The sequence below is a fragment of the Oligoflexus tunisiensis genome (assembly GCF_001748245.1).
Lineage (GTDB): Bacteria > Bdellovibrionota_B > Oligoflexia > Oligoflexales > Oligoflexaceae > Oligoflexus > Oligoflexus tunisiensis.
The window spans coordinates 4,698,277-4,712,006 of the sequence record NZ_BDFO01000001.1 but is presented as its reverse complement, the minus strand read 5'-3'; the positions used below and the strand labels follow the sequence as shown (position 1 = coordinate 4,712,006).

Here is a 13,730-nt window from a genome sequence, read left to right as displayed (position 1 = left end):
TGGACGCCCGCTGCTGTTTTGGCCTATAATCAAAGCTAATCAAAGCCAGGTGGGAATATGGAACAAGGCCGCGTCCTTCTTTTGGACGATGATAAGGAAATTCTGGAGACCTGCGGTGAAGTCCTGAGCAGTCAGGGTTTTGAGATCAGCCCGTTCCATGAACCTGCTGCGGCGCTGGAGGCATTGGCCACCGGCCACCAGACGGACGTGATCCTGGCCGATTTTCGCATGCCCCAGATGAACGGTCTGCAATTTTTGGAACGCGTCCAGGAGCTGAATATCGCCGCTCCTTTGATCATGTTCACGGGCGTGGCTGACAAGGAACTGGCGATCAAGGCCCTGAATTCCGGCTGCCATTTTCTTTTGGAAAAGCCGGTGCGCAACCAGGAACTCATTCATTACACGGCGCAGGCCGTGGCCTATGGCCGCAGGGAAAATATTTCGAGCCGTCTTCTGCATGCGAGCCAGGAGCTGATCGGCCTTCTGCGCAACCTGTCGTCAGTTTATGAGTCACGCTTTGCCCAGGCTGAGCAAATCATTAGTCAGAACAAGGGCACCGGCCAGACGCAATCCGCGGAAATCCAAGGCTATCTGAAAAATATAGCGCAGGGCATTTCCATTCAGACAGAAATTCAGAATGCCAGTGAGCTGGTCGAAGCGCTGAGCCAGGAACATGCGGATCTTGTCAGCCGGCTTTTTTCAAGGTCACCGTAAATTCCGTCCAGTGATCATCAGGATGATCCTCTCGCGCCTGGGATCGAACCGCGACCGTGCCACCCAGTTTATTCACATAGCGCTGAACCAGAGGCAGACCCAGGCCTGTGCCTTTCTCCCCGGCCGTTCCCGGACGATTGGTTTTGCCGCTCGGTGAGAAGAGATTCAGAAGCAGACCTTCCGGTATTCCCATGCCATGATCCTTGATATGAACCGCCACCCTCTGCTCATTGTTCGGATTCACCAAAATTTCAATCGTATCCTGGGGCCGGGAGAACTTGATGGCATTGACCAGAAGGTTATGCAGGATCGTGTATTCAAGCAGAGTTGGTTCGGCGAGCACACGAAGATGAACGGGAACATCCGTGACGAGTGTGATGCGAATCTGCTTGGCGTCGGCCAGTGGCTGCAGGCGATCGAGCGTGGCCTGCAGCGTGGCGCCTAACGGAACCGGCTTCAGCACGAAGTCCACCTTTCCCGCCTCGATCGCTTCCAATTCCTTGACGGTCTTCAGCATGGCCTGGGCGCTGTCGGCGGCCTGAAAAATGCGGGCGAATGCCTGATGAACCCTGGAGTCAAGCGGTCGGGTTCCTTGCAGTTCGGCCATGGACTGGATAATGAACAGCGTTCCGGAAAGATCATGGGTCAGGATGTGAAGCAGGCCCCGTGCATCCTGCAGGTCCGCTGCCTTCTGATCGCGCTCCTGCATGACCTTTCTTACCCTATGCATAGAGTAAAAGACCAGCCCCAGCAGGCAGGTGGCCAGAATCATCAGCAGGACTGTGAATGGCGATAGCATGAATTGCGACTCCCGTTGGGTGTGTCGACAGAAAAGCCGGAAACTTCAATGAAACTTCGGTAAGATAGCCGCTTCTTACCGAACAAAAAGGGTTGGCGCGTATTTTAGCGATTGTTCTTTGGCAGAAGCATGATAGAATAATAAGAAAGTCAGGGCTCCGATAGGAAAAGTCGCCTCGCAAGCATCCTCATGAAGGTAAAAGCAACCGTTGTCTCTTTTTCCCTTATCATCGTGAATACCAGGTTTTCCAGTGAAGCTGTCCCAACAGCGTTCGCTTTTTAAGACTCTTTTGTTAAGGTTTTGTTTGTATGAGTAAAAAGTTGTTCATCGGTGGCTTGAATTTTAGAACCAGCGAAGAAGGTTTGCGAAGCGTATTCGAAGCCATCGGCGCGATCGAGGAAGTCAAGATCGTCACAGATTACGAAACCGGCCGCTCCAAAGGCTTTGGTTTTGTGACTTTTGCTGATCCCGCGCATGCGAGCGAAGCCATCGCTCAATTCGATGGTCAGGAAGTCGACGGCCGTCGCGTTAAAGTGTCGGAAGCCATCGACAACAGAAAGCGCGGTCCTCGCGACTCGCGTTCCGAAAGTTTTTGATCGGGAATAGTCTTCGGACTATTGTCGTTTCAAATATTCAAGAGGCACAGGGTCAGTCCCTGTGCCTTTTCTCATTGACGGCCGGATGAGGAAAGATACTGCGTTGCTCGGTCGGCTGCGCTGCTCATTGGCTGATGCCAACTCCGCTGCTCGCCTCCCTCGCGCCTTGTCTCTTTCCTCATCCGGCCGTCAATGGGGGGGACCTTAGACACTTTGCAGAATGTCGGGCCGTCGGCGGTAGAGATGGAGAATCAGTTCGCCGAAAAGGGAGTTTGCCCAGCCAAACCATGAGCGTGTAAAGTCCTCGGGCGTGTCCCGATGGAAGGACTCGTGCATGAACCCGGTGCCGGCATGGGTGGCGATTAAAATTCTGAGCGCGCGCCGGATTTCTTCATCGCTGTCACTCGTCATGGCCTGCATCATGAGACTCATCGGCCAGATATAGCCGAGGCCCGTATGCGGACTGCCGATTCCTTCATAATGTTCATTCTTAAAAAAATAGGGGTTTGCTTCACTCCATAAGAGCGAACGCGTGTTCTGATAAACCGGATCGTCTCCATGCACATAACCCAAGTAGGGCAGTGAGAGCAGACTCGGGATATTGGCGTCGTCCATAAAGAGGCGGCTGCCGTATCCGTCCACCTCATAGAAAAAAACCGCCCCATCATGATGCTCCCCAACACCCCATTCGCGGATGCCGGTGTCGATGGTCTGGGCGAGCTGCCGACACTCCTGCGCCAGATCCATGAAACCCAGCTTCTCCGTCATCACCCCGACGTTGCGCAGCGACACCACAAGCATGGCATTGGATGGAATCAGGTAAGGAAAAATACAGGCATCATCAGACGGTCGGAAGGCGGAGGCCACTAGACCACAGGGGCGGACAGGGTTGCCCATTCCCGCCAGCGGCAAGGTTTCATTCGGCGTATCGGTGAGACGCTGGAAGTGATAATACTCACTGCGCGTCGCGCTCATCTGTTCGACGATCACCTGGCATCCGAGTCGCACGACCTGAACCCAGCGATCGCCGAACGGTGCGGACGAGCCGGTCAGCTGCCAGTAGCCATGAGAAAGCCGCAGAAAATAAGCAAGGTTGTCGAGCTCCCACTTCCGTTCATGAATACCTGGTTTCATCTCCGTTCGATCGGTGTGCCAGGGACTTTCGCGAGCCTCCTGATAAAAGGCATTGGCATAGGGATCGAGCAGGAGACACTGGACCTGCCGATGGATGGCGCCCTGGAACAACCGGTCGAGAATCGGATCCTCCGGGACCAAAGGCAGATAAGGCCAGATTTGAGCACTGGAATCCCGCAGCCACATGGCGAGGATATCTCCGGTGATGATAAAGCTGTCCGGTTCATCCGGATCAAAGAACACGGTCGTATCCAGCGTATTGGGAAAGCAATTTTCAAACAGCCAGGCCAGTTCACGGTTGGGCAGAAATCCGCAGATCTCACGAATCAGTTCCTCGACACGCGGACTGGAAAAACAGCGCTGGCTCTCAGGTGGCCGGCGATTCGAATAGCGGCTTTTGGCAGTCACCATGTTCTCCTCTTCCCCTATGATGGTTGCAGAACGTCGTCACCGGTTTCAAGCGCAGTATACCCAAGGAACACCGCGCTCCTAGCAGTATATGCGTCCTGCGATCATTTACCCACGACGGTTGGCCCGGATGAGTCCGCTCCCATCCCCGGGTTTGCCTTTTCTGTTGCGTTTCCCCGAGTCGATTGCGACTTTACCTGGGGTTCCATCATGTGTGAGGCGTGCCGTGATCCATCGCAAATGGGAAGGAATTTTAAGAATAGGCACGCTCATCCCGTTTCTATCGGAACCGGCGCTGGCGCGATGGAATCATCATGAAGCGGATGCTCTGAATCGCGTGATAGGATTGGGGACCGAATACTATAACGATATCCTCAGCTATCGGGATCCCTTGAGCTGGGAGCGGGACGCGGCACAACATGCTCTGAGTTATCGCGGTTCCGCGGGCAGCCTCAATACCAAGGAATTTCTGTTTCGCGAAGAGATCCGCTTGAGAAGCTCGACCGAGGGAGAACGCTGGCAGCTGGCCTTCCAATCGGATCGCGATGAAGAGCCACGTCGGATCCTTCGCAATTCAGCTCTGGAGCTGTCGTATGGACCCGAGCATGAACGCTGGCGCGTCGGAATTCTGGGCGACGGTCATACCGAAAAATCATTTATGGATCTGGGGATGCAGTTGAAGCTTGTGCCGTTCGCAGGTGCGCATTGGCAACTCGTCGGCTGGTCCGTGGATACCTTCTATACAGCGAAAAGACTTCGTCGCGAGGACTATCGGACCAAGGATCCGTGGACGTGGGAGCTGTCCCTGCAGCAGGACTGGGGACGTACTCAGCTCCACCTTCAGCATGAACAGGACCAGCCCGTGATCTGGTATCAGGTTTCACGGGATCGCCGCTATGCTTTCCAGCATCGTGCCACCCAACTCCGTTGGAGCTGGCTCAGCGATGCGGACCGCGAGCTGTATTTCGAGTTCCAGGAAGACGCGGGACGCGAGTCGCTGGCTGCGCTGTCCGAGGTGAACGGTCGGTCCTATCATGACCTGAGGCGTATAATGGAGATTGGCGAGGTGATCACAAAGGGACAGGAATCCTATGCCTATGCTGTCTGGGGGCTGTGGGAAGGAACCCGATACGAAGCATTCCAAACAGAAACGACCCTGATGCAGGAGATGCGGCGGCAGGAAATTGCGGGCCTTTGGAACTGGACGAAGCCCTTCTGGAATGAACAGCATACTCAACATTGGGGATTGGTGATGAACTACGTGAGGCTCGATGAAGGAAAACGGAAGCAGGCGACAGAAATCAAAGTCACCTGGGGACCTGACTTCGTCCTGGGAAAGACCGGCCGATTGCGATTGAACACGACGTGGGATCTCGACCAGATTGCCGGCGACTTTCCCTTTACGGAACGCCGCTTTCATCCCTGGGGTGGGGGGCAGGCCAGCTTCATGATGACTTTTTAGTGTGTCCAGCCGTCGCGATGCGTGTTCCGATGTCTTGTGGATAATGTGGAAAGCCTTTCCAGAAGTTCCGGAAAACGCAAAGGTTTGAGCAGGACCGAAACGTTTTCCCGGGAAACAGCCTCCATGAAGGTATCATCGCGATTGCCCGTCACCATCAGGCAGTCAATTTCCTTCGACCTTTTTCGAACCTCACTCACGAGCTCCAGGCCCGTCGTGTCAGGCAGGTAATAATCGGTCATTAATATGTGGGGATGAAAGTCTCCTTCAATCATCGACAGCGCGGCCCGCCCGGAATTGCAAAAGCAGGCGGAAATACCTGCGCGCTTGAAGAGCTTCCGCCATACGGCCGTTAGGTCCTCGCTGTCCTCCACCACGAGGATTTTGAGTTCAGACAGATGTGATGGTGCCTCCATCGTTTCCTCCTTTTGGCAGGACCACTTCGAAACAGGTATTCGGCAATGCTGCGTTGATCGTCAGGTCTCCTCCGTGGGCTTTGACAATCGACCGCGACAGGCTCAGACCAAGCCCGGTTCCTTCATCCTTTGTGGTGAAGAACGGGGTCATCACCATGGTGGCAATCTTCTTTGGAATGCCCTGGCCACTGTCAATGACTTGAATGGTGATACCAGTCTCTTTCTCCATGAGCTTGATCTGGATCCATTTATCCTGAAGATTTCTGATCGCGTCAATTGAATTGTTGACCAGATTGACCAGAACCTGGCAGATCTGGGTGCGGCAGCCATGTAGCATAAGGGGCTTTCCTGGGGCGTCGACGCACACCTTGACCCCCTTATTTCGAAGGTGGAAATCGCAGATCCTGAGAACCTCCTGCACCAGCTCGACAAGGTCAAACCTGGTTGTCGTCTGGTGGCTGTCAACTTTGGCGAAAGACTTGAGACCCACGATGATTTCAGAAATCCGTATGATGGTTGACTCAATCTTATCAAGGGAGGATTTTGTCTCCTCGTCGAAATTCTCCGCGGCCGGGCTCCACCTGATAACGTCCACATAGCTCTGAATTGTACTCAGGGGTGTGTTCAACTCGTGGGCAATGCCAGCGGCCATCTCACCCAGTGACGCGAGCTTCGCCGCCTTCATGACCTCCTCGTGCTTTTTGCGAAGAAGCTCCTCCGCCTCCTTGCGCGCCGTGACATCGAAGATCATGAGCGACAGCTGAGTCGCCACCTTTGAGCCGGCCGGATTGTAGGCGGTTGAGCGCGCTTCGAAATAGCGAACCATGTCGCCCGTGGTGCGTTTTGCTTCCAACGCGGCTCCGGATGCCAGCGTTTCACGCAGAATGCGGGCTCCATCGTTTTCGGGTGAAGGATCAAACAGCTTACCGAGAACAGTTTCAAATGTTGTTCCCATGAATTCGGAAGCCGGAATGCCGACCAGCGTCGCGAGGGACTGCGAGGCGAAGGTGGTCTGGTAGCGGCCATCCTCCTGACGCTCAAAGATGAAGATGCCCTGCTCGGATGCGGAAATGGTGGCCTTAAAGAGTTCCAGCTTCTCTCGTGCTTCCGTGGCTGCCGTGACATCAAAGGATACAGCGCAAACGGATTCCACGATACCGTCCGGACCAAATAGCGGAAAGCGACTGGTGAGAAAGGTCACCTGCTTACCTTTGATGGGGATGACTTCCTCCCTTATCTGGCTGATACGGCTTCCCAGGACCTGAAGGTCCCTCTCCCGCATGGCCCGAACCACATCCTCGGAAAAAATTTGCTCGTCATTCAAGCCGATAACCATTTCGCTTCGCAGCTCGAAAAGTTCACAAAAATGGCGATTTACATAGGTATAATGTCCGGTGGCATTCTTAACGGTAATAACGGCAGGAACGTTTTCGAAAATCGCGTTGAGTTTTTTTTCCGACGCCTCGACGGCCCGTAAAACTCGGAGCAGTTCCGTATTGTCAACGAACGATATCACGATTCCGTCAAGTTCGCCCTTGTGATTGTAAAAGGGGTCGCACTTGACTTCGTAATCATGGTCCTTGGTCTTGATCTGGGTCTTTTTCTGCTCATTCGCCTTGAAGGCCGCTTCAATGGTCAAATACGCAAGGTCAAGCGGCTCGCTCGTACTGATCAAGCGAATATTCTTGCCTTTCTGTGATGGATGCAGCCGGAAAACAAGTTCAGCGCAGCGATTGAAGCGCACAAGATTCAGATTTCTGTCGACCACAATGGTGGGATACTGGATGGCATCCTGCACGGCCGTTAGGTAATTGTTGAGGTCGATGAGTTCAGCCGACTTGACATTAAGCTCTTCATTGAGAGTGGTCAGCTCCTCATTGGTCGACTGCAGTTCCTCATTGGATGTTTCAAGCTCCTCGTTCGTTGACTGAAGTTCCTCATTGGCCGAGTGTAATTCCTCGTTGAGCGCCTGCAGTTCCTCATTGGATGTTTCCTGCTCCTCGATAACGGTCTGCAGGTGTTCGCGGGTGGCCGCCAGCTCCCGTTCAAGCTGTTCGAACTCGTTGGCCATGGATTTGTTGTGGGAGGAGGACTCCAACTTTTCATCCAGTGGCACCGCAACCGTCTCGAAACTCAGAACGAGGCGGGGCTCATGATTTATCTTGATGGGAAAAACCCGGGGCTGGATGACCTCCCGCGCGCCGTCCTTGTGAAAGTCAAAATACATTCCGACGGCCATTTCATGGTTGCGCTTGGCCCGGTGAAGAAGAGTGATCGTCTTGTTCCTGATGGTCGGATTCAGGAGCTTATCTATGGAAAGCGTCTGACTTCCTTCCGGAAGCTCAAGGTAGCGTCGCGCCGTTCCGTAGACTTCACGAACCGAAAGGTCTTCGTCGACGACAATGCAATTCGGTGCGAACGCTCTGAGCATGGCGTTAAGCTGCTCGATCGTGTCCTTTGACTTTGGCCATTCCGACTTGAATTTCGCCTCGCCGCGCTCCAGCTGGAGACTGGAAAAGGAGATCGACGGGTCACTCGGCCGCTCATTTCGCCTGAAAATCTTGAAATTGCCATCAATACTGGTGAAGAACGATTTCGTGGATCCGGTGGATCCTGTGGATTCGGACTTGCCCAGAAAAAGGATGCCCCCTGGCTTAAGCGCATAGTGAAAGATCTTGATAATTCTGTCCTGGAGGGGCTGATCAAAGTAGATGAAGACATTGCGGCAGCAGATAAGGTCCATCTTGAGAAACGGTGGATCCCTTGTCAGGTCATGCCTTGCAAAGACGACACTCTCCCTTATGCTTTTTTTGACCTGATACCCTCCTTCGAGTCGCTCAAAATATCGGTCCACAATTTCCATCGGCGCTTCCGCAAGTGAAGCTGACGAATAGAGGCCGCGTCTGGCGATGGCCATGGCCTCATCATTGATGTCTGTTGCGAAGATCTGAACGTCGCTGGATAGTTTGAGTTCGCGCAGTAGCTCATTTATGATAATTGCAATCGAATAGGGCTCTTCTCCGGTCGAACATCCGGCGCTCCAAATCCTCAGGAGTGAGCTGTTCCTGTGTTCCTGCAAATACCGTTTCAGACAATGCCTCAGGGCTTCGTACTGCTCGGTGTCCCGGAAAAACTCCGTGACTGAGATCAGAACGTCTTGAAAAAGACGCTTAACTTCAGCCTCGTCCTTTTTTAGCATTTCAAAGTACTGCTCAAGGTCAACCCGGTTGGACTTCAGACGCCGCTGAAGGCGCCGTTTGAGTGTATTGGGCTTGTACTGAAGGAAGTCCACTTTCGTATGGCGCTTCAAAAGTTCGAGGATGGCCTTGAAAGGCTCTTCCGAATAGACCGTGAGATCCGGCAGATCATTATCGGGAAGGTGCGTAATGATTGAGGGAAGCTGTTCCGCGATTTCCTTTGGGGTCAGCACGAGGTCGATCACGCCCGTGTGAATCGCCGCGCGTGGCATGCCATCATATTTTGCCGATTCAGGGTTTTGAGCGATCGCAAAGCCGCCGGCTGCCTTAATGGCCTTGATTCCTTGCGCGCCATCACTTCCGGTTCCCGAAAGAATGATGCCACCGCAGTTCTCGCCCAGTTCTTCGGCCAGGGACGAGAAAAAGCGATCGATGGACGGTTTTGGACTGATACGATCAGGAGCGTCAACGAGGCATAATTCACCATCTCGAATGATGACGTCGTGATTAGGCGGTGTAACATAGATGGTATCAGCGTTTGGCCGCGACTTGTCGATGACCTGCTCGACCTTGTGCTGCGCGTCCCGGGAGAGAAGTTCGGCCAGCATGCTGCGATATTGTGGCGCCATATGCTGGACGATGACGATCGCCGCACCGGTCTGACCAGCCAAATGCGTAAGAAGTGCACGCAGGGCCTCCAGGCCACCAGCCGAAGCCCCAATGCCAACAATAATGGGAAGCGCATCCGATCGCCGGGCCGCCCGATCCGGTTTGGATTGCCTGCGGGGTTGTTCATCAGGCTTGTGTGATCTTCCCGTTGCCTTCCTGCTCTTTCGTGTCGGGGACTTTCCTGTCATTGGTCACCTTGAGTGCAACAATTCCAAAATTGCAAAACTCTGAAGACGGGTCGCATTCGTGCGCAGGTGGCTCACACCAGGAATCGAAAGTCACCCGTGCCCGATCGCTCGGATAGCGTCTTAACGTCTGATCCATCCGCGTTCGGAGAAAAAAAATTCCAACCTTTTTTCCGTTACCCGAATTGCCTGAGACTGTAAAGGCGATTTGATCGCTCGGATGTCCTGCCCCCTTGACAGAAGACGAGCCGAGCCCGGCGTCAGGCTGAAAAGAGTTTTATTGATTCAAATTTTTCGCGTAACGAGAGGCAGGAATTTGAGGCCGTAGCGCTGACCTTTTTTGTCCCGACTTAGAGCGTCATCCGTAGAGCCAGCTTCCATATTTCCGGAGATCCGAGCGCGAGCTGTCCACCGGCCGCGGAAGCCCAGTAGCGCTGGTTTCCGATGTTCTCAACCTGGACGTTCACGGTCAAAGGACGCTCAGCGATAAACACGGCCAGGCTGAGTCCGGCATCAAATCGCGTCCATGGTTTAAGCCGACGGCTGTTGCTCGCATCCACATACTGACGGCCAAAGTGATAAAGCGAAGTGGAAAGGCCGAGCCTCGTATTCCATTTCCAGGCGACGGTTAGAGGCAGCGTGATGGCGGGAGCGCCGGGCGCTCTTTTCTCCAGCACTGTGCCCCTGCGAACGATACGCGGATCGAGCAGCAGCAGCCCGGCCTTCACACTCCAGGCGTCCGAGAGGTGGCCATCGGCGCTCAATTCCAATCCGCGATTGCGCTGCAAACCATCCTGCCGGTAGGTGTTGGTATCGGCATCCAGATATTCAAGTCCGCGTTCGATCTGAAAAAGGGCGGCTGCAAGAAAAACTTCGCGCCAGGCTTCGGATTTCACTCCCAGTTCCACCTGATGATTCCGCACCGGAGGCATGATTTCATCCGCATTCGTCGCCGAGACGGGGGCCACACCACCGCGCTCCAGACCCTGTGTATAGGATAAATAGAGTCGCGATTGATCCCAAACTTCATAGCTTATCGCCCCAAAGGGCGCCTCGTTTTTATCGGTGCGATCCAGAGTTTTTTCCCGGGTCGCCACATCAAAATTCGCGGCCTGCAGTTGATTTTTGCGGACCCCCACGAGCAGACTCAGGCGCTCACTCACCTCGATATCATCCGTAAGAGCCAGCGTGCTGGCTTCCACCTCACTGGTGATGCCGATCGCTTCCGTGTTGAGTTCCGGGCGTTCCACATAAACCGGTTGATAAAGATGCGAGGGGATGGGATCGAGCCGGCCGCCCTGGGCCGTCCGGAAGGTGAAACCGCTGCTGAGATAGGAGAGGGTGATCGCATGCTGACAGCTGCCCGTTGCCAGCCGGGTGCTGAGAAAGGCATTCCCGCCAAAGAAGGGTTTATAGCGCGTACCCTTCGCAAAATAATTGGGACGCAGGAGCATCTCACCCTCCTCGCTTTGGATCAGACCTGTTCCGGACGAGAGGATGGGACGCCGCCGAATGCCGTAGAGCCCCTGAACGAACAGATTCCAATCCGGGGCGAACGACCATTGCAATGAGGTGTAGCCATAGTTCCATTCCTGTTCGAGCCAGGTCCACTTTTGAAAATGATTGCGGCTCGGATCAGGAGCCCGTGGCACAGGGACTCCGGAAGCCAGAACAAAACCGTTTTGATAGCCTTCACTTTTGATGCGAATTTGATCGTAGCCCAGGATAAGGGTGGCGTTCGATCCCAGGTTCTGCTTCAGAGCAAGCGCCGCCACATCACGCTCATCCCGGCCTCCATAAAAAGTTTCTCCTGCCTCCGACGCAAGGTTCAAGCGCACCGCCGTCGACTCGTCCAGGCGGCGATTCACATCCACGTGGCCACTGAGGATCCCGCGTTCGCGAAAGCCCAGCGCGGCCGTGCTGCGATTGCGGTCCAGCGGCAGCTTCGGCATGACGTTGACGGCGCCACCGACCCCGGGACTCTGGGAAAGACTGCCCAGGCCGGCGGATGGGCCCTTGATGACATCCAGACGCTCGACGCTGTAAAGCTGGCCCAACGAGCCGGAGAACATCGCGCCGGGTCCCATGCCGTAGAACGTGATCGCATCTGATCCTGACGGAAAACCGCGAAAGCTGAGATTAAAGGCCGTGAATCCACCCGGAGGGGACGCATTGGTGAGCGCCGGATCATGGCGTAAAACCTGATTCGCGGTGACGTGCTGTTCCTCTTCGATCAGGGCGGAATCATAGCTTTGAATTGAGTAGGGTGTTTCGAGAATCGAGCGGGTTCCTGGGACTCCCGTGAAGGCTTCCCTGTTAATTTTAGGCGACTCGACGGTCACCGTTTCGTCCGCCGCCACCTCCTGGCTTGTCACTGTCTGCGCTGTGGCCCAAGGGCTGAGCCAGGTCACCAGTGCGAGTATGGAGAGAGTTCTCATGAGGTCTCCTTCCTGATCATTCGCTTGCGGGCGGCCATCGTATTTCATTCCGGGAAAGGCTGAAACCCAATAAAGCGCCTTATCGATATGGAGTGTGGTCCTCTTTCAACCCCGCGGCCGCGGGTGGCTTTGATCTGCGAAAGTGACAGTTTCGGGGTGGTGGGATTACGCGCCGCTGCAGGAAGCGAAGCCGCTTCCCGTCAGCTCTGCGCTTTTGCATCCTGCGCCAGGCGAATCCTTATTGGGCCAGTGGTTCGACGCCCTGGGTTTCCATGTTCTCCCGCAGGGGAGGCGTGCCGGGGAACGCGAAATCGGAACGCGGCGCGTAACCGTCGAGCGTCACGGGGCTGAGGTCCGGAGCGACGGGCTGCGCGACCCGCTGAATGTTGCTCATGATCAGCTTGCTTTTGGGGATCGCCGGCATGCGGGAAAAATCGATGCTGAGATCCTGTTCCGGAATATCATACATCATCATGTTGGTGAGAAGATGCGCGGAACGTTTCATCAGTTCAATCGCAATCCATTCCCCTGGACAGCGATGACCTTTCACGACGTCGCCGGCTCCCTGGGCTACAAGGCTGAAGAGATTGATTTCATTTTCCATGAAACGTTCGGGACGGAAGGCTTCCGGATCCTTCCAAATATCCGGATCGTGATTGGTGCCGTAAATATCGAACAGAACCAGGGAGCCTTCCTTGAACACATAGTCATGCCATTCGAAATTGGTCGTCGCGCGACCGGCGATGAAAGGAAAGAAGGGATAGAAGCGCCGCACTTCCTGGACAAAAGCTTCCAAATAGCGCGGGTCGCCGCTTTGCAAACGGATCTTGCACTCCGGATGCTCATGCAGGGCGTGCGCGACAAACACCAGATACCAGGCGACCGCCACCGTGGGGCGCAGAATGTTGATCAGTTCCACTGCAGCCGTTTCAACATCCAAAAGCTTACCCTCGCGATCGCGATGCCAGACGATAATTTCGAGGGGTGAGCCGCTGGGATTTTCCTTTTGCGTTTCCCGGATCCCACTGATCAATTTTTCCGCCCAGCGCTCATTCTGATTGCGAAGAAAGAGGCCCCACCAGTTGCGCAGACCCACCGAGCCGGCGCCGCTGATCATGGAGGCAAATTCAACCCGACGCAATTTCGCCTGGGGTTCGGTCAACGGCACGTCGGCCCATATGCAGACAGCGCGGGTGAGGATGTCCTGAACCTCGGGCAGAAAAATGATGGAATCCTTGCCGACCCACTTGTCGAGTTGCATCAGCCACTGCTCGGCAAAGATATCGGACAGTCTTTGCAAGCTGTCGGGTTTCATCATGGCCAGGAACATCCGTTTGCGCTCAAGGTGATCCTCACCGTCAAGCGACTGAACACTGCCGATGTCCTGCAGAAGCTTCAGTGTATTGGGTGGCACGGCTCCTTTTCGGGTAAACCGATCCGGCTCGTAGAAGAGGCGACTGGCTTCCTCGCCTTGCATGCAGACGGCTTTCTGCAGCATGACCCGTGTTTCAAAGACCTTGGTTTGATACTGCTGACAGCGCTTGGAAATAAAACGGTAGCCGTCTGCTAGCAGATCCATGGTGCTGTCGAGGCTCTTGTCTTGTGGCATGTCTCGCATAATTCTCCCTTCCGAGTCGCGATGAAAGACGGGCGCGCGCTGCACCCTTAGTGCCAAAGGATCATTGACAAAGAGTCCACGCAACTCAACGGCCGAG

9 protein-coding genes are annotated in these 13,730 nt (G+C 54.7%); 3 read left to right on the top strand and 6 right to left on the bottom strand.

Features of this window, described 5'->3' with window-relative positions:
* The first annotated feature begins 57 nt into the window (after nt 1-57).
* Nucleotides 58-714 carry a response regulator gene (locus tag OLTU_RS19490; protein WP_141734436.1) on the top strand — a complete coding sequence of 219 codons (657 nt, stop codon included), beginning with the start codon at nt 58-60 and terminating at the stop codon, nt 712-714.
* Here the strand turns inward: OLTU_RS19490 and OLTU_RS19485 are convergent.
* A complete protein-coding gene (locus tag OLTU_RS19485) occupies nt 686-1,513 on the bottom strand; it encodes a sensor histidine kinase (protein WP_141734435.1) in 828 nt (275 codons plus the stop codon). The two genes, OLTU_RS19490 and OLTU_RS19485, sit on opposite strands and share 29 nt — an antisense overlap.
* 308 nt (nt 1,514-1,821) lie before the next feature.
* Between OLTU_RS19485 and OLTU_RS19480 the strand changes: the two genes are divergently transcribed.
* Nucleotides 1,822-2,109: an RNA recognition motif domain-containing protein gene (locus tag OLTU_RS19480; RefSeq protein WP_141734434.1), complete on the top strand. Its 288-nt coding sequence runs from the start codon at nt 1,822-1,824 to the stop codon at nt 2,107-2,109.
* 204 nt (nt 2,110-2,313) lie between these two features.
* On the opposite strand, the gene OLTU_RS19475 is transcribed toward OLTU_RS19480, so the two are convergent.
* Complete coding sequence (locus OLTU_RS19475) at nt 2,314-3,654, bottom strand: glycoside hydrolase family 125 protein (RefSeq protein WP_141734433.1); 1,341 nt, start codon at nt 3,652-3,654, stop codon at nt 2,314-2,316.
* A 223-nt stretch (nt 3,655-3,877) separates the two neighbouring features.
* Between OLTU_RS19475 and OLTU_RS19470 the strand changes: the two genes are divergently transcribed.
* Nucleotides 3,878-5,113, top strand: a complete 1,236-nt coding sequence (locus OLTU_RS19470; protein WP_141734432.1) for a hypothetical protein — start codon at nt 3,878-3,880, stop codon at nt 5,111-5,113.
* Here OLTU_RS19470 and OLTU_RS19465 read toward each other — a convergent pair.
* From OLTU_RS19465 to OLTU_RS19450, 4 genes are all read right to left on the bottom strand, one after another.
* Complete coding sequence (locus OLTU_RS19465) at nt 5,110-5,526, bottom strand: response regulator (RefSeq protein WP_141734431.1); 417 nt, start codon at nt 5,524-5,526, stop codon at nt 5,110-5,112. The two genes, OLTU_RS19470 and OLTU_RS19465, sit on opposite strands and share 4 nt — an antisense overlap.
* Complete coding sequence (locus OLTU_RS19460; protein ID WP_141734430.1) at nt 5,501-9,580, bottom strand: chemotaxis protein CheB; 4,080 nt, start codon at nt 9,578-9,580, stop codon at nt 5,501-5,503. The genes OLTU_RS19465 and OLTU_RS19460 overlap by 26 nt, the downstream gene beginning before the upstream one ends.
* Before the next feature lie 347 nt (nt 9,581-9,927).
* Nucleotides 9,928-12,015 carry a TonB-dependent receptor gene (locus tag OLTU_RS19455; protein ID WP_176736776.1) on the bottom strand — a complete coding sequence of 696 codons (2,088 nt, stop codon included), beginning with the start codon at nt 12,013-12,015 and terminating at the stop codon, nt 9,928-9,930.
* A gap of 238 nt (nt 12,016-12,253) precedes the next feature.
* On the bottom strand, nt 12,254-13,594 hold the full coding sequence (locus OLTU_RS19450) for a cytochrome P450 (protein WP_218110139.1): 1,341 nt from the start codon (nt 13,592-13,594) through the stop codon (nt 12,254-12,256).
* Nucleotides 13,595-13,730: the final 136 nt, after the last annotated feature.

What these genes read in the sequence shown, in the direction of transcription:
- OLTU_RS19490 (WP_141734436.1), top strand. Translation starts at nt 58, where the DNA reads ATGGAACAAGGCCGCGTCCTTCTTTTGGACGATGATAAGGAAATTCTG.
- OLTU_RS19485 (WP_141734435.1), bottom strand. Translation starts at nt 1,513, where the DNA reads ATGCTATCGCCATTCACAGTCCTGCTGATGATTCTGGCCACCTGCCTG.
- OLTU_RS19480 (WP_141734434.1), top strand. Translation starts at nt 1,822, where the DNA reads ATGAGTAAAAAGTTGTTCATCGGTGGCTTGAATTTTAGAACCAGCGAA.
- OLTU_RS19475 (WP_141734433.1), bottom strand. Translation starts at nt 3,654, where the DNA reads ATGGTGACTGCCAAAAGCCGCTATTCGAATCGCCGGCCACCTGAGAGC.
- OLTU_RS19465 (WP_141734431.1), bottom strand. Translation starts at nt 5,526, where the DNA reads ATGGAGGCACCATCACATCTGTCTGAACTCAAAATCCTCGTGGTGGAG.
- OLTU_RS19460 (WP_141734430.1), bottom strand. Translation starts at nt 9,580, where the DNA reads ATGACAGGAAAGTCCCCGACACGAAAGAGCAGGAAGGCAACGGGAAGA.
- OLTU_RS19455 (WP_176736776.1), bottom strand. Translation starts at nt 12,015, where the DNA reads ATGAGAACTCTCTCCATACTCGCACTGGTGACCTGGCTCAGCCCTTGG.
- OLTU_RS19450 (WP_218110139.1), bottom strand. Translation starts at nt 13,594, where the DNA reads ATGGATCTGCTAGCAGACGGCTACCGTTTTATTTCCAAGCGCTGTCAG.